This is a genomic window from Saccharopolyspora hordei (genome assembly GCF_013410345.1).
Lineage (GTDB): Bacteria > Actinomycetota > Actinomycetes > Mycobacteriales > Pseudonocardiaceae > Saccharopolyspora > Saccharopolyspora hordei.
The window spans coordinates 5254914-5273934 of sequence record NZ_JACCFJ010000001.1; the positions used below are offsets into that span (position 1 = coordinate 5254914).

At 72.7% G+C, this 19021-nt stretch carries 14 protein-coding genes, 3 tRNA genes and 1 riboswitch; of the genes, 9 read left to right on the forward strand and 8 right to left on the reverse strand.

The features are described 5' to 3' along the window. Nucleotides 1-3: 3 nt before the first annotated feature. Nucleotides 4-7023, reverse strand: coding sequence for an amino acid adenylation domain-containing protein (locus tag HNR68_RS24045; RefSeq protein ID WP_179724005.1), 7020 nt, complete (start codon nt 7021-7023; stop codon nt 4-6). A 96-nt stretch (nt 7024-7119) separates the two neighbouring features. Next, the gene (locus HNR68_RS24050; protein WP_343050373.1) at nt 7120-8460 is read right to left on the reverse strand and encodes a GNAT family N-acetyltransferase; all 1341 of its coding nucleotides are present in this window, start codon (nt 8458-8460) and stop codon (nt 7120-7122) included. A 263-nt stretch (nt 8461-8723) separates the two neighbouring features. On the opposite strand from HNR68_RS24050, the gene HNR68_RS24055 reads away from it, so the two are divergent. Both HNR68_RS24055 and HNR68_RS24060 read left to right on the forward strand, forming a co-directional pair. Next, nucleotides 8724-9692, forward strand: a complete 969-nt coding sequence (locus HNR68_RS24055; protein ID WP_179724007.1) for a DivIVA domain-containing protein — start codon at nt 8724-8726, stop codon at nt 9690-9692. Nucleotides 9693-9711: 19 nt separating this feature from the next. Next, on the forward strand, nt 9712-10239 hold the full coding sequence (locus HNR68_RS24060) for a hypothetical protein (RefSeq protein ID WP_179724008.1): 528 nt from the start codon (nt 9712-9714) through the stop codon (nt 10237-10239). A gap of 43 nt (nt 10240-10282) precedes the next feature. On the opposite strand, the gene HNR68_RS24065 is transcribed toward HNR68_RS24060, so the two are convergent. The 4 genes from HNR68_RS24065 to HNR68_RS24080 all read right to left on the reverse strand — a co-directional run bounded on the left by HNR68_RS24065 (nt 10283) and on the right by HNR68_RS24080 (nt 12554). After that, nucleotides 10283-10429 carry a hypothetical protein gene (locus HNR68_RS24065; RefSeq protein ID WP_179724009.1) on the reverse strand — a complete coding sequence of 49 codons (147 nt, stop codon included), beginning with the start codon at nt 10427-10429 and terminating at the stop codon, nt 10283-10285. A 162-nt stretch (nt 10430-10591) separates the two neighbouring features. Beyond that, a complete protein-coding gene (locus HNR68_RS24070; protein WP_179724010.1) occupies nt 10592-11302 on the reverse strand; it encodes a TenA family protein in 711 nt (236 codons plus the stop codon). A 100-nt stretch (nt 11303-11402) separates the two neighbouring features. Next, nucleotides 11403-12200 (reverse strand): bifunctional hydroxymethylpyrimidine kinase/phosphomethylpyrimidine kinase, encoded by a 798-nt coding sequence (gene thiD, locus HNR68_RS24075; protein WP_179724011.1) that lies wholly within the window; start codon nt 12198-12200, stop codon nt 11403-11405. Continuing rightward, a riboswitch (TPP riboswitch) is annotated at nt 12188-12283 on the reverse strand. Its footprint overlaps the gene before it by 13 nt. Nucleotides 12284-12308: 25 nt before the next feature. After that, nucleotides 12309-12554: a hypothetical protein gene (locus tag HNR68_RS24080; protein ID WP_179724012.1), complete on the reverse strand. Its 246-nt coding sequence runs from the start codon at nt 12552-12554 to the stop codon at nt 12309-12311. Between the two features lie 227 nt (nt 12555-12781). On the opposite strand from HNR68_RS24080, the gene HNR68_RS24085 reads away from it, so the two are divergent. The 5 genes from HNR68_RS24085 to HNR68_RS24105 all read left to right on the forward strand — a co-directional run bounded on the left by HNR68_RS24085 (nt 12782) and on the right by HNR68_RS24105 (nt 16468). Further along, nucleotides 12782-13519 carry a hypothetical protein gene (locus HNR68_RS24085; RefSeq protein WP_179724013.1) on the forward strand — a complete coding sequence of 246 codons (738 nt, stop codon included), beginning with the start codon at nt 12782-12784 and terminating at the stop codon, nt 13517-13519. Between the two features lie 142 nt (nt 13520-13661). Beyond that, on the forward strand, nt 13662-13859 hold the full coding sequence (locus tag HNR68_RS24090; protein WP_179724014.1) for a hypothetical protein: 198 nt from the start codon (nt 13662-13664) through the stop codon (nt 13857-13859). 78 nt (nt 13860-13937) lie between these two features. Next, the gene (locus HNR68_RS24095; RefSeq protein ID WP_343050374.1) at nt 13938-15575 is read left to right on the forward strand and encodes an AMP-binding protein; all 1638 of its coding nucleotides are present in this window, start codon (nt 13938-13940) and stop codon (nt 15573-15575) included. 48 nt (nt 15576-15623) lie between these two features. Continuing rightward, on the forward strand, nt 15624-16280 hold the full coding sequence (gene orn, locus HNR68_RS24100; protein WP_179724015.1) for an oligoribonuclease: 657 nt from the start codon (nt 15624-15626) through the stop codon (nt 16278-16280). Nucleotides 16281-16392: 112 nt separating this feature from the next. Further along, nucleotides 16393-16468, forward strand: a tRNA-His gene (locus HNR68_RS24105). Nucleotides 16469-16578: 110 nt separating this feature from the next. Here the strand turns inward: HNR68_RS24105 and HNR68_RS24110 are convergent. After that, nucleotides 16579-17721: a L,D-transpeptidase gene (locus HNR68_RS24110; RefSeq protein WP_246330524.1), complete on the reverse strand. Its 1143-nt coding sequence runs from the start codon at nt 17719-17721 to the stop codon at nt 16579-16581. A 316-nt stretch (nt 17722-18037) separates the two neighbouring features. Between HNR68_RS24110 and HNR68_RS24115 the strand changes: the two genes are divergently transcribed. Both HNR68_RS24115 and HNR68_RS24120 read left to right on the forward strand, forming a co-directional pair. Further along, nucleotides 18038-18110: transfer RNA gene (locus HNR68_RS24115), tRNA-Lys, on the forward strand. 91 nt (nt 18111-18201) lie between these two features. Beyond that, nucleotides 18202-18274, forward strand: a tRNA-Lys gene (locus tag HNR68_RS24120). A 54-nt stretch (nt 18275-18328) separates the two neighbouring features. Here HNR68_RS24120 and HNR68_RS24125 read toward each other — a convergent pair. After that, nucleotides 18329-18982 carry an alpha-ketoglutarate-dependent dioxygenase AlkB gene (locus HNR68_RS24125; RefSeq protein ID WP_179724017.1) on the reverse strand — a complete coding sequence of 218 codons (654 nt, stop codon included), beginning with the start codon at nt 18980-18982 and terminating at the stop codon, nt 18329-18331. Nucleotides 18983-19021 lie beyond the last annotated feature (39 nt).

Below are 19021 nucleotides of genomic sequence, written 5' to 3' on the forward strand. Positions count from 1 at the left end.
CGCTCACCGGTCCACCTCGTGGAGCTCGCGGTCGACGACCGCGGCGATCTCGGCGAGCGGCCCGGGTTGCGTCATGTCCTTGTGCTCGCAGGCGATGTCGTGGTTGCGCACCTCGCCGTCGACGTAGGGCTCCCACATCTGCGCGGTCAGCGACGCCTTGGCCGGGTTGACGGTGGCGGTGAAGAACAGCACGTCCCCGCGGAACTTGTCGTGGTCGGCCTCGTTCTCCAGCACCGCGCAGTTGGCGAAGCCGTCGATGATCGCGGTGATGGTGTGCGGTTCCAGGTTGGCCAGCGCGCTGCCCTCGGCGGACAGCACCGCCATGACGTCGTCCCTGGTCAGCGGGCGGTCCTCGAACTCGGCGAGGTCGTAGCCGGCCATGTGGAGCAGCGCCTTGAGCGCCTCCTCCTCGGTGGGCAGCTCGTCCCACACGTCCTTCGGGTAGGAGTCGAGCATGCACAGCATGCGCACCTCCTCGCCCTGCGCCTGCAGGTGGGTGCTCATCTCGTGCGCGACGACCCCGCCGAAGGACCAGCCGAGGAAGTGGTACGGCCCGTGCGGCTGGACCTGGCGGACGTGCTCGAGGTACTCGGCGGCCATCTCGCTCAGGCTGGCCGCGACCGGCCTCGGCTCGGCCAGCCCGCGCGACTGGATCCCGTAGACCGGCCGCTCGCTGTCGATGTGCTTGAGCAGCCGGGAGAACGGCCAGGCCAGCCCGGCCGCCGGGTGCACGCAGAACAGCGGCGGCTTGCTCCCGCCGGTGCGCAGCGGCAGCAGGATCTCCAGCGCGTCCCGGTCGCCGCCGTGGTCGATCCGCTCGGCGAGCCCCGCGACCGTCGGCGCGGCGAACAGGCTGCCGACGTTGACCTTCACGCCCAGCGCGTCGCGGATGCGGCCGATGAGCTTGGCGGCCAGCAGGGAGTGCCCACCGAGGTCGAAGAAGCTGTCCTCGACGCCGACCCGCGGCAGCCCGAGGACCTCGGCGAACAGCTCGCACAGGACCTCCTCGGTGGGGTTGCGCGGCATCGCGGACCCGACCGCCTCGCCCAGGTCGGGCGCGGGCAGCGCCCGGCGGTCGAGCTTGCCGTTGGGCATCAGCGGCAGCGCGTCGACGTGCACCACGGCGGCCGGGACCATGTGGTCCGGCAGCGCCTCGGCCACGTGCCTGCGCAGCTCGGCGGCGTCGCCGCCGCCCACCACGTAGGCCACCAGCCGCTTGTCGCCGGGGGTGTCCTCGCGCACCACGGCCGCGACCTGCGCGACGTCCGGGTGCCGGGCCAGCACCGCCTCGACCTCGCCGAGCTCGATGCGGAAACCGCGCACCTTGACCTGGTCGTCGGCCCGGCCGGCGAAGTCCAGCGTCCCGTCGGCGCGCCAGCGCACCAGGTCGCCGGTGCGGTACATGCGGGAGCCGGGCGGCCCGAACGGGTCGGCGACGAAGCGTTCCGCGGTCAGCCCGGGCCGGTTGAGGTAGCCGTGGGCCAGGCCGAGCCCGGAGACGTAGAGCTCGCCGACCACCCCGGGCGGCACCGGCTGCAGCTGCGCGTCGAGCACGTGGAGGCGGGTGCCGGGGTCGGGCACGCCGATCGGCACCGAGCTGCCCACGGCGTCGGGGTCGCACTCCCACAGCGTGGTGTTGACCGTCGCTTCGGTGGGCCCGTAGCAGTTGAGCATCCGCAGCTCGCGCGCCCAGCGCAGCACCAGGTCGGACGGCACCTTCTCGGCCCCGCACAGCAGGGTCGCGCCCGGCGGGAGCTCGGTGTCCGGCGGGAACATGCCCATCACCGACGGGCCGATCGCCAGGTGCGTGACCCGGTGCCGCCGGGCGTACTCGGCGAGCGGTTCACCGGGCACGCGCCGGTCGGCGGGCACCACGACGAGCGTGCCGCCGCTGAGCAGCCCCATGCACATCTCCCAGAACGCCACGTCGAAGCTCGGCGAGGCGAACTGCAGCACCCGGCTGTCGGCGGTGACGCCGACCCGCTCGCGCTGGGTGGCCAGCAGCTTGGCGATGCCCCGGTGCGGCACCACCACGCCCTTGGGCGTCCCGGTGGAGCCGGAGGTGTAGATGACGTACGCCGCGTCGTCCAGCCGCGGGGTGGGCAGCTGCCAGCCGCCCTGCGGCCGGTCGTGGCAGCTCAGCAGGGCCACCGGCAGGTCGGCGTCGAGGTCGTCGGTGAGCACCAGCCGCGGCCGCGCGTCGGTGACCATGTGCCGCAGCCGCTCCAGCGGGTAGTCCGGGTCCAGCGCCAGGTAGGCGGCCCCGGCGCGCATCGCCGCCAGCAGCCCGATGACCAGCTCGGGCGAGCGCGGCAGCAGGACGCCGACGATGTCGCCGGGCCCGACGCCGTGCTCGACCAGCAGCTGCGCCTGCTCGGTGACCCGCCGGTCGAGTTCGCGGTAGCTGAGCTCGACGTCCTCGAACACCAGCGCCGGCTTGTCCGGGTCGCGCTCGACGCTGCGCGCGAACAGCTCGGGGAACGTCCCGGCCGGCTCCCGCACCTGGCTGGACGCGTCGCCCCAGGCCAGCACCCGCTGCCGCTCGTCCGCGCCGAGCACGTCCAGGCGGCCGACCGGGGTGGCCGGGTCGGCGACCGCGGCGTCGAGCAGCCGGACGAAACGCGCGGCCAGGTCGTCGACGGTGCGCCGGGTGAACAGGTCGGTGCTGTACTGCACCAGCCCGTCGACCCCGCCGTCGGGGCGCTCGCTGAGGCTGAACGCCAGGTCGAACTTCGCCGCCCCCGGGTCCGCGGTGCTCACCTCGGTGCGCAGCCCCGGCAGGTCCGCGGTGACGGCGTCGGTGGCGCTCCAGTGGGCGAGCATGACCTGGAACAGCGGGTGCCGGGACAGCGAGCGCGCCGGGTTGAGCACCTCGGCCAGCCGCTCGAAGGGCAGGTCGGCGTTGTCGAAGGCGGCCAGGTCGACCTGCCGGACCCGGTCGACGAGCTCGCCGAACCCGGGCTCGCCCGAGGTGTCGGTGCGCAGCACCAGGCTGTTGACGAAGAACCCGACGAGGTCGTCCAGCGCGTCGTCACCGCGACCGGCCACCGGCGACCCGATGGGGATGTCGGTCCCGGCGCCCAGCCGGGTCAGCAGCGCGGCCAGCCCGGCCTGCAGCACCATGAACACGCTGGCCTGGTGCTCGGCGGCGAGCTGCCGCACCCGCTGGTGCAGGTCCGCGTCGAGCTCGAAGCGCACCGAGTCGCCCTGGTGGCTGGACACCGCCGGGCGGGGGAAGTCGGTGGGCAGCTCCAGCTGGTCGGGCAGCCCGGCCAGCGCGGTGCGCCAGAACTCCAGCTGCCGACCGGCCAGGCTGGTCGGGTCGGACTCGTCGCCGAGCAGTTCCCGTTGCCACAGCGCGTAGTCCACGTACTGCACGGGCAGCTCGTCCCACTCCGGTGCCGCGCCCCGCACCCGCGCCGCGTACGCGGTGGACAGGTCGCGCACCAGCGGCCGGATCGACCACTCGTCCCCGGTCACGTGGTGCAGCAGCACCAGCAGCACGTGCTCCTCGCCGGTCTCGAACAGCGTGGTCCGGATCGGCGGCTCCACGGCCAGGTCGAAGCCGCGCCGCGCCGCGGCGTGCAGCTCAGCGTCCACATCGGACGTCTCGACCACGGTCAGCTCCGGGACGACGTCGAGCACGTCCTGGCGCGGTTCGCCCTGCTCGTCGGGGAAGACGGTGCGCAGGCTCTCGTGCCGACGCACGACGTCACCGAGGGCCGCGCGCAGCGCCGCCACGTCCAGCTCGCCGGTCATCCGCAGCACCAGCGGCATGTTGTACGTGGCACTGGGCCCCTCCAAGCGGTTGAGGAACCACAGGCGCTGCTGGGCGAAGGACAGCGGGATCCGCTCGGGCCGCTCGACGCGCCGCAGCTCCGGCCGCCGCGCCCCGGTGCCCAGCTGTTCGGCGAGCCCGGCGACGGTGGGGTGGTCGAAGAGGCTGCGGATGGTCAGCTCGGCGCCGAGCTCGGCGCGCACCCGCGCCAGCAACCGGGCCGCCAGCAGCGAGTGCCCGCCCAGGTCGAAGAACCCGTCGTCGATGCCGACCTCGCGCACGCCGAGCACCTCGGCGAACAACCGGCACAGCGCGGCCTCGACCGCGTTGCGGGGTCCGCGCCCCGCGGCGTCACCGCCGAACTCGGGCGCGGGCAACGCGCGCACGTCGAGCTTCCCGTTGGCGGTCAACGGGATCTCGTCCACCGCCACGAACGCCGCGGGCACCATGTAGCCGGGCAGCCGCTCGGCCAGGTACGACCGCAGTTCCGCGGACCCGGCGGTGCCGACGGTGTAGCCGACCAACCGCTTGTCGCCGGGCTGGTCCTCGCGCACCACGACGGCGGCCTGCCGGACCTGCGGGTGCGCCGCGAGGTTCGCCTCGACCTCCCCCAGCTCGATGCGGAACCCGCGCACCTTGACCTGGTGGTCGGCGCGGCCGATGAACTCGATGCTGCCGTCCGGCCGCCACCGCCCCAGGTCCCCGGAGCGGTACATGCGGGTGCCCGGGGCGCCGTACGGGTCGGCGACGAAGCGCTGCGCGGTGAGCCCGCGCTGCCCGAGGTACCCGCGCGCCAGGCCCTCGCCGGCCACGTACAGCTCGCCCACCACGCCGGGCGGCACCGGCTGCAGCTGCGAGTCCAGCAGGTAGACCCGCAGGTCCGGGATGGCGCGGCCGATGACGCTGCCGTCGCGGCGGGCCACCCTCTCGCGGTCCAGCTCCACGTAGGACACGTGCACGGTGGTCTCGGTGATCCCGTACATGTTGACGAGCCTGGGCGTCTCGGGGTGCCGCCGGTACCAGTCGTCCAACCTGGACAGTTCCAGCGCCTCACCGCCGAAGATGACCACGCGCAGCGCGAGCTCGCCCTCCGGGTCCTCCCGGTCCGCCTGGGCGAGCTGGTAGAAGGCCGACGGGGTCTGGTTGAGCACGGTCACCCGCTCCCGGACCAGCAACCGCCGGAACTCCCGCGGCGACCGGCTGACCTCGTGCGGGACCACCACCAGCCGACCGCCGTGCAGCAGCGCGCCCCACAGCTCCCACACCGAGAAGTCGAAGGCGTAGGAGTGGAACAGGGTCCAGACGTCGTCACCGCCGAAGGAGAACCAGTGGTCGGTGGCGCGGAACAACCGGACCACGTTGTGGTGCGAGATCGACACGCCCTTGGGCTGGCCGGTCGAACCCGAGGTGTAGATCACGTACGCGGCGTGCTCGGAGGTCAGCGGCCCGCGCTCGCCGGGCTTGGGGTCGCGCTGCGAGTGCCGGGCGACCTCCGCCCGCGCCGTCGGGTCGTCCAGCAGGACCGAGGGGATGTCCGCGGGCAGCCGCGCGGCGTGCTCGGCGTCGCTGATCAGCACGCTGGGCTGGGCGTCGCCGACGATGTGGGCGATCCGCTCGGCCGGGTGCCCGGGGTCCAGCGGGAGGTACGCCGCCCCGGCCTTGAGCACCGCCACCAGCGCCACCACCAGCTCCGCCGACCGCGGCAGCGCCAGCGCCACCAGTTGCTCGGGGCCGACGCCCAGGTCGATCAGGTGGTGCGCGAGCTGGTTGGCCCGCGCGTTGAGCTCCTCGTAGGTGAGCTGCTCGTCGCCGGCGGTGACCGCCACCGCGTCCGGCGTCCGCTCCACCTGCTGCTCGAACAGCTCCGGCAGCGTCGCGGGCGGCAGGTCCGCGAGCTCGACGCCCGGGGCGTTCCACTCCTCCAGGACCCGGGTGCGCTCCTCGGCGGAGAGCAGGTCGATCCGGCCGATCGCGGTGTCCCCCGAGCACCGCGCGAACCGGTCGAGGAACCGCAGGAACCGCTCGCGGTGCGCGGTGAGCTCGGCCTCGCCGTAGCGGTCGGGGTTGGCGTCGAACTCGAACCGCAGCCGCCCGTCGTCGTGGTAGACCGCGACGGTCAGGTCCTCGACCGGCCCGGCGGCGACGTTGTGCACGGTGGCCGGGCTGTCGCCGAACCGCAGCTCGTAGTCGAAGGCCTTGATGTTGACCATCGGCCCGAACAGCGGCCGGTCCGAGCCCAGCAGGCCGAGGTCGCGGCGCAGGTCCTCGCTGCGGGTGCGCTGGTGCGTGCGCAGCTCCCGCACGGCCGCGCGCACCTGCGCGACCAGCTCCGCGCGCGTGGTGGCCGCGGTGATCCGCAACCGCAGCGGCAGCACGTTGACGACCATGCCCGGTACCCGCAGCGCCACCGAGCCGAGCCGCCCCATCACCGGCAGGCCCAGCACCACGTCCCCGGCCCCGGTCATGCGGTGCAGGTAGGCGCCGAAGGCGGCGATGAGCGCGTCCGACCAGATCGTGCGGGCTTCCTCGGCCGCCGCGGCCAGCGCGGTCCCGGCCCCGGACTCGGCGGTCTGCCGGTGGAAGTCGTGCGCGGTGGGCCGCGCGCTCTCGGCCAGCGACACCACGTCGGGCCGGTCGGCGAAGCGCTCCCGCCAGTACCGGGTGTCGCGCTCGCACTTCGCCGACTCCCGGTACTGCCGCTCGTCGTCGAGCAGCGCCTGCAGCGAGCCGAACGGCGAGGGGCCGGCGTCCGGGTCGGTGTAGAGTTCCGCGACCCGCCGGATGAAGATCGAGAACCCGTAGCCGTCGATGGCCACGTGGTGGATCCGCTGGTACCACCACCAGCGCTGCTCGCCGAGCTTGAACAGCGCGGCGCTCCACAGCCGCCCGTCCTGCCCGCGCGTGAGGTCCACCGGTTCGCGCAGGTCGGCGCGCATCCAGGCGTGCGCGCGCGACTCGGGGTCGGCGGCGGTGGTGCAGTCCACCACCGGCAGCTCGAACTCGGCGGGCTCCTCGATGACCTGCCCGAGCTCCGCCTCCTCGGCGCAGACCCGGACGCGCAGCGCCTCGGTCTCGGCGACGGCGCGCCGCAGCGCGGCGGCGAACCGCTCCGGGTCCACGGGCCCGTGGACCTCCACGCGTTCAGCGGTGTTGAAGATCGGGTTGCCCCGGTCAAGCTGTTGGGCGAACCAGATCCCCGCCTGCGCAGCCGACAGCGGCAACAGCTGGTCGTCTCGACCCGGCATCGCTCTCCCCACGATCAACAAGATAGGTGAGGCTTACCTTAATTGCTTGTCGATCGGGAGTACAGACGCCCGGCACCGACGACGGAGTGGGGCTACTCACTCACGTGCGAAGACCATCAGCGCGGAGTTCTTGTTCGGCAACCCGACCTCGCCCGACCTGCGGAAACCGGCCTTGCCGAAGGCGCCCACCGACGCTCCGTTGTGGACGTTCGGCTCGGCCACCACCCGCAGGCAGGCGGGGTCGGCCTCCAGCAGACCACGCGCCACCGCCCGCAGCAACGCCGACCCGAGCCCGCGGCCGACCGCGTCCGGCTCGCCGAGGGCGATGTGCACCCCGAGGTCGTGCGGGTCGTGCGGGTAGCAGCGCGCGAGCTTGTCCCGCTGCACCCGGTACAGCTCGAGGTAGCCCAGGTCACGCCCGTCGCGCCCGACGACGCACGGCAGCGAGTGCTGCCCGCCGAGCTGACCGGCCAGCTCGGCGCGCCACTGCTCCCGCGGCCACGCCTGGTTCCAGTTGACCGCGACGTGCTCGGTGTTCATCCAGCGGTGCACCAGCGCGACGTCCGGGCCGCCGTCGTCGCCGACGACCCGCACCGGCCGCAGCGACCAGCCGTCCCCCAGCTCCGGGAGCGGCACCCCGGGCGCCTCGGCCGCACCCTCCCACAGCGGGTTGGGCACCTCGAACGGCACCGGCCGCACCTCCACCTGGCCCGACCCGTCCCGGTAGCGCAGGTCGGAGCCGTTGAGCGCGGCGAGGTCGGTCAGCGTCGGGCTGGTCAACCAGTGCTCGACCAGCCACCCGGCCGTCGGGTGCGCCTCGGCGACCCCGCGCAACCGCTTCCGCAGCTCCGCGAGCAGGTCCTCCTCGTGCACGACGCCGCGCCGCCCCAGCAGCCCGATGACCGCCAGCGGCCCGCGGGTGAGCAGCTCGGTCGTCGCGGCGGCGCGGTCGCCCTCCCAGCCCAGCGCGGCGGGCAGCAGCCGTCCCTCGACGTTCGCGACCAGCCAGCGCTGCGCCTCCGCCGCGTCGGACACCGAGCGGGCGACCGCGACCAGGTCGTCCGTCAGCGGCAGCGGGTCGAGCCGGTGCCGCGGCAGCGCGTGCAGCACCCAGTCCACCAGCGAGCCGGCCTCCGCGGCGTTGATCGGCGCGTCGGGCAGCGCGCGGGCCCGCGCGTCCGCCGAGCAGGCCGCGGCCAGCAGCGCCGGGTCGGCGATCGCGGCGGGGTCACCGGCTTCGTCGAGCACGTGGATCGCGCCGAAGCCGTGCGCCCCGGTCGGCGAGCGGTACAGCACGTCGGTGCCCAGGCGCAGCGGCCCGACGGTCAGCCGCAGCGGCCCCTCGGAGACCGGGGTGTGCGTCTCGGCCAGCCACCGGCGCAGCAGCACCGACGCGCGCTGGTGCGACTGCCCGGCAAGGTCGACTCCACTCGTCACGCGAAAGCTCCTCGGAACGGGTACGTGAGCGCAGCCTAACCTAACCGGCCCGTCACACGGCAGTGCCATCGAACACCCCACCCCTCATCTGCCCACTGTGGACGGACCCGGTGTGTCTCCGCAGGTCGCCAGCACCCGGCTGACCACCCAGCGCAATTACCTGATCAGGTGATGATCGCGGTGTCTCACTGGGCGAACGCGAAGCAACGCCCCTACTCTCCGAGCTATCGGATCACCCCCACCGCCCGGAGAGGAGTTCACCCATGGATGACGCCGACTCCGTCGTTCCGCTCCGGCCGGGATTCGACATCCAGGTCCGCGGTTTCAACCGAAACCAGGTCATCGAACACATCGAACTGCTGGAGGACCAGCTGCGGCTGGTCACCATCGACCGCAACGAGGCCGCGCAGCTCAACAGCGACCTGCGCAAGCTCTGCGACGACACCCGCCGCGCGCTGGACGCGGCCGAGGAGCGCCTCCGGCGCATCGAGTCCTCCGACACCGGCCTGCCCGCCGCCTCGCAGCGCGTGCAGAACATGCTCTCGATCGCCGAGGAGGAGGTGCAGACCCTCCGCGAGCAGGCCCGGCGGCAGGCCGAGATCATCCGCGGCACCGCCGAGAACGAGGCCCGCGAGCTCATCCGCGAGGCCGAGCAGACCGCGAACGAGCTGCGCGAGGAGTGCAACCAGCTGATCGCCGAGGTCGAGGAGCGCCGCGCCCAGCTGCACCGCGAGCACGACCAGAAGGCCAGCGAGCTGCGCGCCAAGGAACACCGGATGCGGCAGAACATCCGCGCCGAGTACAAGCGGGTCATCGCCGCCGCGCAGGAGGAGGCCGACGCGCTGATCGCGCAGACCCGGAAGCAGTGCGGCCAGTGGGACGCCGAGACCGAGCAGATGCGCCTGCAAGCGCTGGAGGAGATCAACGCCCACCAGCAGCGCCTGGAGGAACTGCACGCCTCGGTGCTGTCCTCGATGGACCAGGCGCAGCGCATGCTCGGCGCCTCCATCGACGAGCTGCGCACCCACCCGCCCGCGACGGCCCCGGTCACCGCCGAGCCGGCCCCGACCGCAGAGCCGGCCGCCGCCGGCGAACCGGACCCGGAACCCGAGGCGGAGCTGCCGGTCCAGCTGCCGGAGCAGCGCGACGACGTGCAGACGTTCCTCATCCCCATGGACGGTGCGCACCCGAGCACCAACGGTGCGACCCCGCAGCCCGGACCCGCCCGATAGGACTGATCGGAGCTTTCACGTGGAACTGCTCGTGCTGATGTTCGTCACCGGTTTCGCGTCCGCCACGCTGGTCTTCTGGCCACTGCTGCACCGGGCGAACCGCCGGCTCGGCGAGCAGGACTCCGCACCACCACGCGGCAAGCACGCGCTGCGCACCCCGGCTCCGCCGAAGGTCACCCGCCGGACGACCGCCCCGCACGCGGCACTCGCCGAACGACCGGAGGAGGAAGCGTCCGCGCAGCAGGCCGACCCGGCGGCTCGCGACGCGGCCGCGCCCGAACCGGGACCGGCTGCTCAGGAGGCGGCTGCGCAGCAACCCGCGCCGGCGGCCGAGCCGGGACCAGCGACGGCCGAGGAGCCTTCCGCCGCCCAGACCGAGTCCGGTGAGGCCGAGGCGGAGGAGGCGGCCCCGCCGGCGCAGCGCACGACGGAACCGGTCGAGCTGCCCGAGCTGCCGACCGACCTGTTCGAGAAGCACTTCGAGGCCAAGTTCAACCGCACCCGCCAGCGCCTCGCCCGGCTGCGCGCCGAGATCGGCGAGGAGTGACCAACCGGGCCACCCGCGTCCAGGAGCACCAGGTCCCGCGACTTCAGTCGTCGGAGCTGGTGCTCGTCGTCTCGGGCGGGTCGACCTGGCGCTCCTGCTCCTCCCGGCGGCGGTCGGCGACGTAGAACGGCGCGGCGGCGAGCACGGGCACCATCATGCCCAGGAAGACGATCAACAGCGAAGAGCCCACGGCGCGTGAAACCCCGTCCAGGGTGAGAGAAGAGGGAAGCCACGCCGGAACTGGCGTGTCGCTGAGCACATCGTTCCGGCCCTCACCGTTCGTTAGCGCCCCCGGTCTGTGCCGCGGGTCACACGACACGGCTCCGCCTTGCCCCGCAACAGGTTCCAGCGCCTAGCGGAGGAACCGGGCGGTCGGCCAGGCCTCCCTGTGCCACGCGCTGTCCCAGAACAGCCACTCGTACTCGGTGGCGCGGGTGAACGCCGCCAGCATCTTCCGCCGGACCACGTCACCGGCGCTCGCGGCGACCCGGTCGACGAGCTCGCGCGCGGTGAGCACCGACGCGGCGAACTCCTCGTCGGCGTAGGTCTGGATCCACGCCCGGTACGGGTGGTCGGCGGCGCCTCCGGTCGCCTCCAGGATCGTGCTGCCCACGTGCTGGTACACCCAGAAGCACGGCAGCAGCGCCGCGAGCAGCACCGGGTAGGGCGCGCCCAGCGCGCAGGCGCGCAGGTACGAGGTGTAGGCCAGGCAGGTCGGCGAGGTGTCGACACCCTCGACCTCCTCGTCGGACAACCCGAACTCGGCGACGTAGCCGGCGTGCAGCCGGCGCTCCTCGACCAGGGCGCCCTGGGCCGCCCCGGACAGGAACGCGGCGTCCTCGGCGGTGTCGGCACGGGTCGCCGCGGCCGCCAGGGCCTGCGCGAACCCGACCAGGTAGCGGGCGTCCTGCACGATGTAGAAGGCGAACACCTCGCGGTCCAACGTGCCGTCGGTGAGCGCGACGTTGAACGGGTGCTCGACGATCGCGCGTTGCAGGCCGGCGGTGTGCTCCCAGGCCTGCGCGCAGAAACCGTCAGCGGGCGGGGCGGGCAACGTGCTCATCAGCAGTCCTCGTCTCGGGGGGCGCGATCCCGGTGGAGACCAGGCACCCGGCCTCCATCGGAGTTGCGGATCGGACAACGACGTGGGGCCGGAGGGCTGGTCACCACCAGCGGTAGAAGTGGTGCACCGGGCCGTGGCCGTGGCCGACGTCCAGCTGCTCGGCGGCGCGCAGCGCCCCGGTGAGGTAGTCCTTGCTCTCGCGCACCGCCGTCAGCCAGTCCGGGCGCTGCGGGCGCAGCGCCGCGATCGCGGCCGAGAGGGTGCAGCCGGTGCCGTGGTCGTTGGTGGTCGCGACCCGCTCGCTGGACAGGAACTCGCTGACCCCGTCGCCGTGGAGCAGGTCCACACTGGACTCACCGGCCAGGTGGCCGCCCTTGAGCAGCACCTGCTTGGCACCGAGACCGGCCAGCCGCTCGGCCTGGGCCGGCATGCCCTCGACGTCGGTGAGCTCCGGCTCGCCCAGCAGGTCCGCCGCCTCCGGCAGGTTCGGCGTGATCAGGTCGACCCGCGGCAGCAGCTCGTCGCGCAACGCGCCCACCGCGTCCGGCGCGAGCAGCCGGTCCCCGCTCTTGGCGACCATGACCGGGTCCAGCACCACGTGCGGCGGCGCGTAGCGGTCCAGCACCTCGATCACCGCGTGGATCACTCCGGCGTTGGCCAGCATGCCGATCTTGACCGCGTCCACCCGCACGTCGTCGAGCAGCGTGACCAGCTGGGCGGTGACGAACTCCGGCGGCACCTCCTGCACCTCGACCACCCCGGTGGTGGTCTGCGCGACGAGCGCGGTGATCACGGACATGCCGTAGGCACCGTTCGCCGAGAACGCCTTGAGGTCGGCCTGGACACCGGCACCGCCGCTGGGGTCGGTGCCCGCGATGGTGAGCACGTTGGGAAGCATGACGTCCCTCCGCTAGTACTAGCTAGGTCAGGTTCAACGGGTCTGTTCTCAGCCCGGCGCACCGGGCACCCCGCGTCACTGGTGACCAACCTATCCCGGCGGGACCGGTTAGTCGATGAGTCCGACCACCGAACCCGCGCTGACCACCTCGCCGGGCCGGACCTGGTGCCAGAGCGTCCCGGTCGCCAGCGCCGACACCCACCCGACGGCATCACCGGACGCCCGCACCTCGGCCAACCGGTCGCCGACGTGCACCGCGCTCCCGTCCGCGGCCAACCACCGCACCAGCACCCCGCGCACCGGGGCCCGCCCGGCAGGGCGCCGCCCCAGCTCGGGGAAGAGCAGCTCGGTCATCCCCACCCCCCTGGTTGCCGGCGAACAACTCAGCATCGCTCCGGGCGCACGCGCCGACAAGACCGCGCGTTCCGGCAGCTGGAGGGCCCGCCCCCAGGCCGGGCGCGAGCGATCGTCGCCGTACCCGACGGAACCGCGAGCGACGGTGAAGAGCGATCGATTTCACAGCGTGAATGGGCCCACCGGCGGGAGTAACGGCGCTTCACCGCCGACTAAACTCACCGACGATGGAAACCACGACCGATGCTCCGAGCTTCGCCCGTTCCCGGCGGCCCCGCCGACCGGAAGATCCCGCGCGGATCTGGGCCCCGTTGGCGGACCTGACCGAAGCCGCCGTCGCGGCGGCCGGATCGGGGACGGTGGCGATCACCCGCGGCTTCGACCGCAACAGCAGGCAGCGCGCCAAGGCGCTGCGCGACCTGCTGCGCGAGCGGGACGTCGCGGCGATCGAGGTGACCCCGGCGCCGGGCAGCGACCGGCTGCTCGAGGACGTCGACGTCACCGCGGTGGTCAACCTGGTCGGTGCCGGTTCGTGGCAGCCCTACCGCATCGCCGCGCAGCTGCGCGCTCCCGTGCTCACGCCGAAGCCGGGCGAGACCGCGGGCGAGCAGGTCACCCGTGACGTCATCGCGCTGGTCGGTGACTCGGGCAAGCGCGACGTGGCGCTCTCGCACGTCGCGGTGCGCTCCGAGGACCCCACCGCCAGTCGGCTGACCCTCACCCACAGCGGCGAGCAGCTGACCGTCGCCGGCGGTTGGCTGACCGTGCAGGTGCAGGGGCACGAACTGCAGGTGCAGGTCGGCGGCGAGGGCGTCGCCGAGCAGACGATCACCGCGGGCGAGGTGCGCGTCGAGGCGTTCGACGCGCCGCACCGGCTGGTGCGCGACGAGCTCCCGATCGCGGACTTCGAAGGGGCGGTCACCTTCACCGCCGAGCCCGAGGGGCTCGTGGTCCGTCCGGTCTGAGGCACCAGCACGACGACCGCGAGGCGCCGGGCAGCTGCTGCCCGGCGCCTCGTGCGCTTCCGGCGGAGGAGCGGCGTCACGTCCGGCCCGCTCCGGCGTCCCACGATCACGAGCGCGAACCGCACCAAGGAGGCACGAGATCGTGGAGCCCACCAAGGAGTGGCACGTGAGCTGCCGCGATGTCGCGGGAAGGCGACGAGACCTGTCGGTGTTCATCAACCAGGGGGACGTCGTGGTGGTGGCGCCCCCGGGCGAGACGGCCGTGCTCTCGCCGCTGGAGGTGGGCAGGCTGCGGGCGGCGCTGCGCGACGCCGTGGTGTCCGCGGCTGACCAGGACTGATCGGCCGGGCCCTTCCTGTTCCGGCCAGGTTGGGTCATTATCTACTCTCGAGTAGCTTCGCGGACGAGAGGTGGATGCGTGAGCGTGTTGTGGCAGCGGGTGCTGGCCCCGCTGAGCCGGGTTCCCGAAGGCCTCCACACGGCGTTCGTGCTGGCCCAGCGCGGGGTGGTCCGGCCCATGCGGCCGGACAAGCTGCTGCGCATCGGCCGCGCCTGGCGGCACTGGGGCGTCACGCCGCCGCTGGGCTTCGCGGTCGGCGCCGTGCGCCACCCGGACCGCCCGGCGGTGATCGACGAGCGCGGCGCGCTCAGCTACGCAGAGCTCGAGCAGCGCACCTCCCGGCTGGCCAACGGCCTGCGCAGGCGCGTCACGCCGGGGACCCGCATCGGTGTGCTGTGCCGCAACCACCACGGGCCGGTCGAGACGGTCCTCGCGGCGGCCAAGCTCGGCGTGGACGTGGTGCTGCTCAACACCGGCCTGAGCGGCCGGCAGGTCGCCGACGTCATCGCCGAGCAGCAGGTCAGCGTGCTGGTGCTGGACGCCGAGTTCCGCGCCCAGCTGCCGGAGCTGCCCACCGAGGTCGACCAGGTGCTGGCCTGGACCGACGGCACCACCCGGCACGACACGCTGGAGCACCTGATCGCCACGTCCTCGCCCCGGCGCCCGACCCGGCCGCGGCGGCACGCCCGGATGATCGTGCTCACCTCCGGCACCACCGGCACCCCCAAGGGCGCGCGCCGCCCGGACCCGCCGAGCCTGTCGCCGGCGGCCTCGGTGCTGTCCCGGATCCCGCTGGACAGCGGCGAGCGGATGCTCATCAGCGCTCCGCTGTTCCACACCTGGGGGCTGGCCGCCTTCCAGCTGGCAGCCGTGCTCGGCGCGACGCTGGTGCTGCGCCGCAAGTTCGACCCGGAGGAGGCGCTCGCCTGCGTGCAGCGCCACCGGTGCACGGCGATGTTCGCGGTGCCGGTGATGCTCCAGCGCATCCTGGACCTGCCCGAGGAGGTCCGCGCCCGCTACGACCACAGCTCGCTGCGGATCGTGGCCAGCAGCGGCTCGGCGCTGCCCGCCGACCTGGCCACCCGGTTCCAGCGCACCTTCGGCCCCGTGCTGCACAACCTCTACGGCTCGACCGAGGTGTCGTGGGTGAGCATCGCCACACCGCAGGACCTGCGCGCGGCACCGGGCACCGCGGGCCGGCCGCCCCGGGGCACGCGGGTGCGCATCCTCGCCGAGGACGGCAGCCCCGTCGAGCGCGGCGAGACCGGACGCATCTTCGCGGGCAACGCGATGCTCTTCGACGGCTACACCAACGGTGGCCGCCGGGAGGTCCGCGACGGCCTGATGTCCACCGGCGACCTGGGGCGCATCGACGCCGCCGGTCGGCTCTTCGTCGTCGGCCGCGAGGACGACATGATCGTCTCCGGTGGCGAGAACGTCTACCCGAAGGAGACCGAGGACGCCATCGCACGCCTGCCGGAGGTCGCCGAGGTCGCGGTCATCGGCGTCGACGACCAGGACTTCGGCCAACGGCTCGCCGCCTTCGTGGTGCTCCGCCCGGGTCAGGAGCTCGACGCCGAGCAGGTGCGCGACCGGGTCCGCGACCAGCTGCCGAAGTTCGCGCTCCCCCGCCACGTGGTGTTCCTCGACGAGCTGCCGCGCAACGCCACCGGCAAGGTGGTGCCCCGGGAGCTGCGTGAGCGGTTGGCCACGTGACCCAGACGGCTGCACGATCACGCCCTCCGGGACGTTAGGCTGCCTCGGGTGAACGACCGTCTAGTGTGGATCGACTGCGAAATGACCGGTCTCGACCTCGGCAAGGACGCCTTGATCGAGATCGCGGCCCTGGTCACCGATGCCGACCTGAACGTCCTCGGGGATGGCGTGGACATCGTGATCCACGCCGACGACGAGTCCTTGGCCGGGATGCCCGACGTGGTCCGCGAGATGCACGACCGCTCCGGGCTCACCGAGGAGGTGCGCCGCTCCACCGTCACCCTGGCCGAGGCCGAGCAGCAGGTGCTCGACTACGTCCGCCAGTACGTCCCGGAGGGCCGGTCCGCCCCGCTGGCGGGCAACTCCATCGCCACCGACCGCGGTTTCATCGCCCGCGACATGCCGCGGCTGGACGCCCACCTGCACTACCGGATGGTCGACGTCTCGTCCATCAAGGAGCTGTGCCGGCGCTGGTACCCGCGGATCTACTACGCGCAGCCGGAGAAGGGCCTGGCGCACCGCGCGCTGGCCGACATCCGGGAGTCGATCCGCGAGCTCGCCTACTACCGGCGCACCGCGTTCGTCCCGCAGCCCGGGCCGACCAGCGAGCAGGCCCAGGCGGTCGCGGCCGAGCTGCTGGCCGGCGACGCGGGCGCGGGCGGCACCCGGGAGACGCCCGAGCAGGAGTCGCAGAAAGGCCGCTGACCAGCAGGATCGCCGTAACCGGTACCCGCGGGAAACCGCGTGACGGCGCACGCTAGTATATGAGCGTTGCTTCGGAAGACGGCCGGTTCGAGGCCCGATCCGAGCGGCCGAGGTGGGTGTAGCTCAGTCGGTAGAGCACTGGGTTGTGGTCCCAGGTGTCGCGGGTTCGATTCCCGTCACTCACCCCAAGAGCGGCGGAGGCCCGGTTCCTGAGGGAACCGGGCCTCCGTCTTCGTCGCGTCCGGGCTGCGGGGCCCGGCGAGTCCTGCGTGGGACAGGACCCGCCGGGACCAGGAGGTCACTTGCCGCCCTGCACCCACTGCTCCCACGGGATCTGCCAGTCACCGAACCCGTCCCAGGGCCGCAGGTCCGGGCCGCCGGAGTTCGTGATCTCCACGACGTCGCCCTTCTTGACCAGGTCGAAGACCCACTTGGCGTTCTCGGTGCTCATGTTGATGCAGCCGTGGCTGACGTTGCTGTTCCCCTGCTGCGCCACCGACCAGGGCGCGGCGTGCAGGAACTCACCGCCGTTGGAGATCCGGACCGCCCACTGCACCTCGGTGCGGTAGCCGCCCGCCTCGACCGGCAGGCCGTAGGTGGAGGAGTCCATCACCTTCGTGGCGTGGTGCTCGGTGACCACGTGCACGCCGTTGTTGGACGGGAAGTCCGGCTTGCCCAGCGACACCGGCATGGTCCGGATGACCTCGCCGTTCTTCTCGATCGACATCTGGTGCGTGGCGCCGTCGGCCCGCAGGATCACCGCGTCCCCGATGGTGATGGTCGCCTTGCGGTCCTCCTGGCCCCACACGCCGTTGCCGAGGTCGCGCCCGTACACGTCGATGTCGACGGTCACCTTGGTGCCCGGCTTCCAGTACTCCTTCGGCCGCCAGTGCACCTCGCGGTTGTTGAACCAGTAGAACGCGCCCTCCACCGCGGGCTCGGTCTGGACCCGGATCGCCTCTTCGGCCTTCTCCTTGTCCGGCGCGGGCGCGTCCTTGCTGAAGTAGAACGCCAGTGGCTGCCCGACGCCGACGGTCTGCCCGTCCAGCGGGTTCATCGAGACGTACGTCTGCTCACCCGGGGACACCGTGCTGAACGTGGCCTGCTGGGTGATCGCCGGCCCACCGGTGCCCTGCGCGGTCACCTCCAGCGTGTAGGTCTTGCCGTAGCCGAGCTTCTCCCCGGCCGTCCAGCTCGTGCCGTCCGGCGCGATCGTGCCGGACACCTCCTTGTCCTCGGTGTTGGTCAGGGTCGCGCGCACGATCCGTCCGCCGGTCACCTTCGCGGTGATCGGGGCGGTCGGCGACACGTCCTCGGCCCCGTTCTGCGGGGCGAACTCGACCACGGGCGCCGGTGGCACGTCACCGGAACCCTCCGGGGTCTGCCCGTCGGCCCCGCTGCAGCCCGCGACCAGCAGCGCGACCACACCGAAGATCAACATCGACACCAGCCGAGAAACCCGCACGGATTCCCCGACCGGATTACGCCACTCCCTCATGAGCAACAGTCCGTCCGCTCAGAAACACCATCAACCCCTGTGAACAGTGTGCCGCAAGTACCCGACTGGGGATGAAGCGACCGGGTGTACACAGAGAGTGATCCACGCAGGCCGATCACTCCCCCGGAGAGACGCTGCGCGCCACCCGGAGGTTGCCCGGGAGATCAGACCCCACCCCCCGTTCAGGGCCCTCCAGAGCCGTGCTAATGTTTTCCACGTCGCCAGGGAGACCGATGGGAAACCCCGGAACGACACACCAGCGCCAATAGCTCAACTGGCAGAGCAGCTGACTCTTAATCAGCGGGTTCGGGGTTCGAGTCCCTGTTGGCGCACTCGAAGCAGTCGAACACCCTGCTCGTGCGGGGTGTTTCCAGTCGCCGGGCGACCGGGCGGGGAACCGACCGGAATCCCGGTGGCACACGAGCGCCAATAGCTCAACTGGCAGAGCAGCTGACTCTTAATCAGCGGGTTCGGGGTTCGAGTCCCTGTTGGCGCACTCGAAGCAGCAGAACGCCCCGCACGTGCGGGGCGTTCTGCTTTTCCGGGGCGTTCACGGCGCCGAGCTCCCGCGCCCCAGCCCCGAGACCCTGAGGGTGATGTTGAGCCGGCCCGCCCGCAGGCCGGTGTCCGGGGCCGTTCCCGGCCTCGTCCGCAGCACCCCGTGGTGGGCGAGCCGGCTCGGCCCCCCGAAGACGAACAGGTCGCCCGAGCACAGGGTGATGTCCCGGTAGGGCTTGCCCCGCGAATCCGGGTTGCCGAAGCGGAACGTGCACTCGTCGCCCAAGCTCAGCGACACCACCGGTTCCCGGCTGCGCTCGTCCTTGTCCTGGTGCATGCCCATCTTGGCGGTGTCGTCGTAGTAGTTGACCAACGCCACGTCCGGCGCGTAGTCGTCCGCGGGCTGCTGGTAGGCGTCCGCCAGGGCCCGGCGGCCGAGGTCGGCCAGCCAGTCCGGGACGGGCGGCACCGGCGAACCGTCCTCCCGCGTCCGGGAGTAGCGGTAGGGGATCCACTGCCAGCCCAGGCACACCGTGCGGACCGACATCACACCCCCGCCCGGCAGCGTCGGCGAGCGCATCCCGGCCCGCGCCCACTCCCGGCAGGCCCGCACCAGGTCTCGCTGCTCGGCCAGGCCCAACCAGTCCGGCACGTGCACCGCGCCCGGGGCGATCTCCGCTCGGGCGCGCGGGATCAGCGCATCCACCGGCGCTCCTCTCCGGGCCCCATCGTCGCAGCTCGCCTC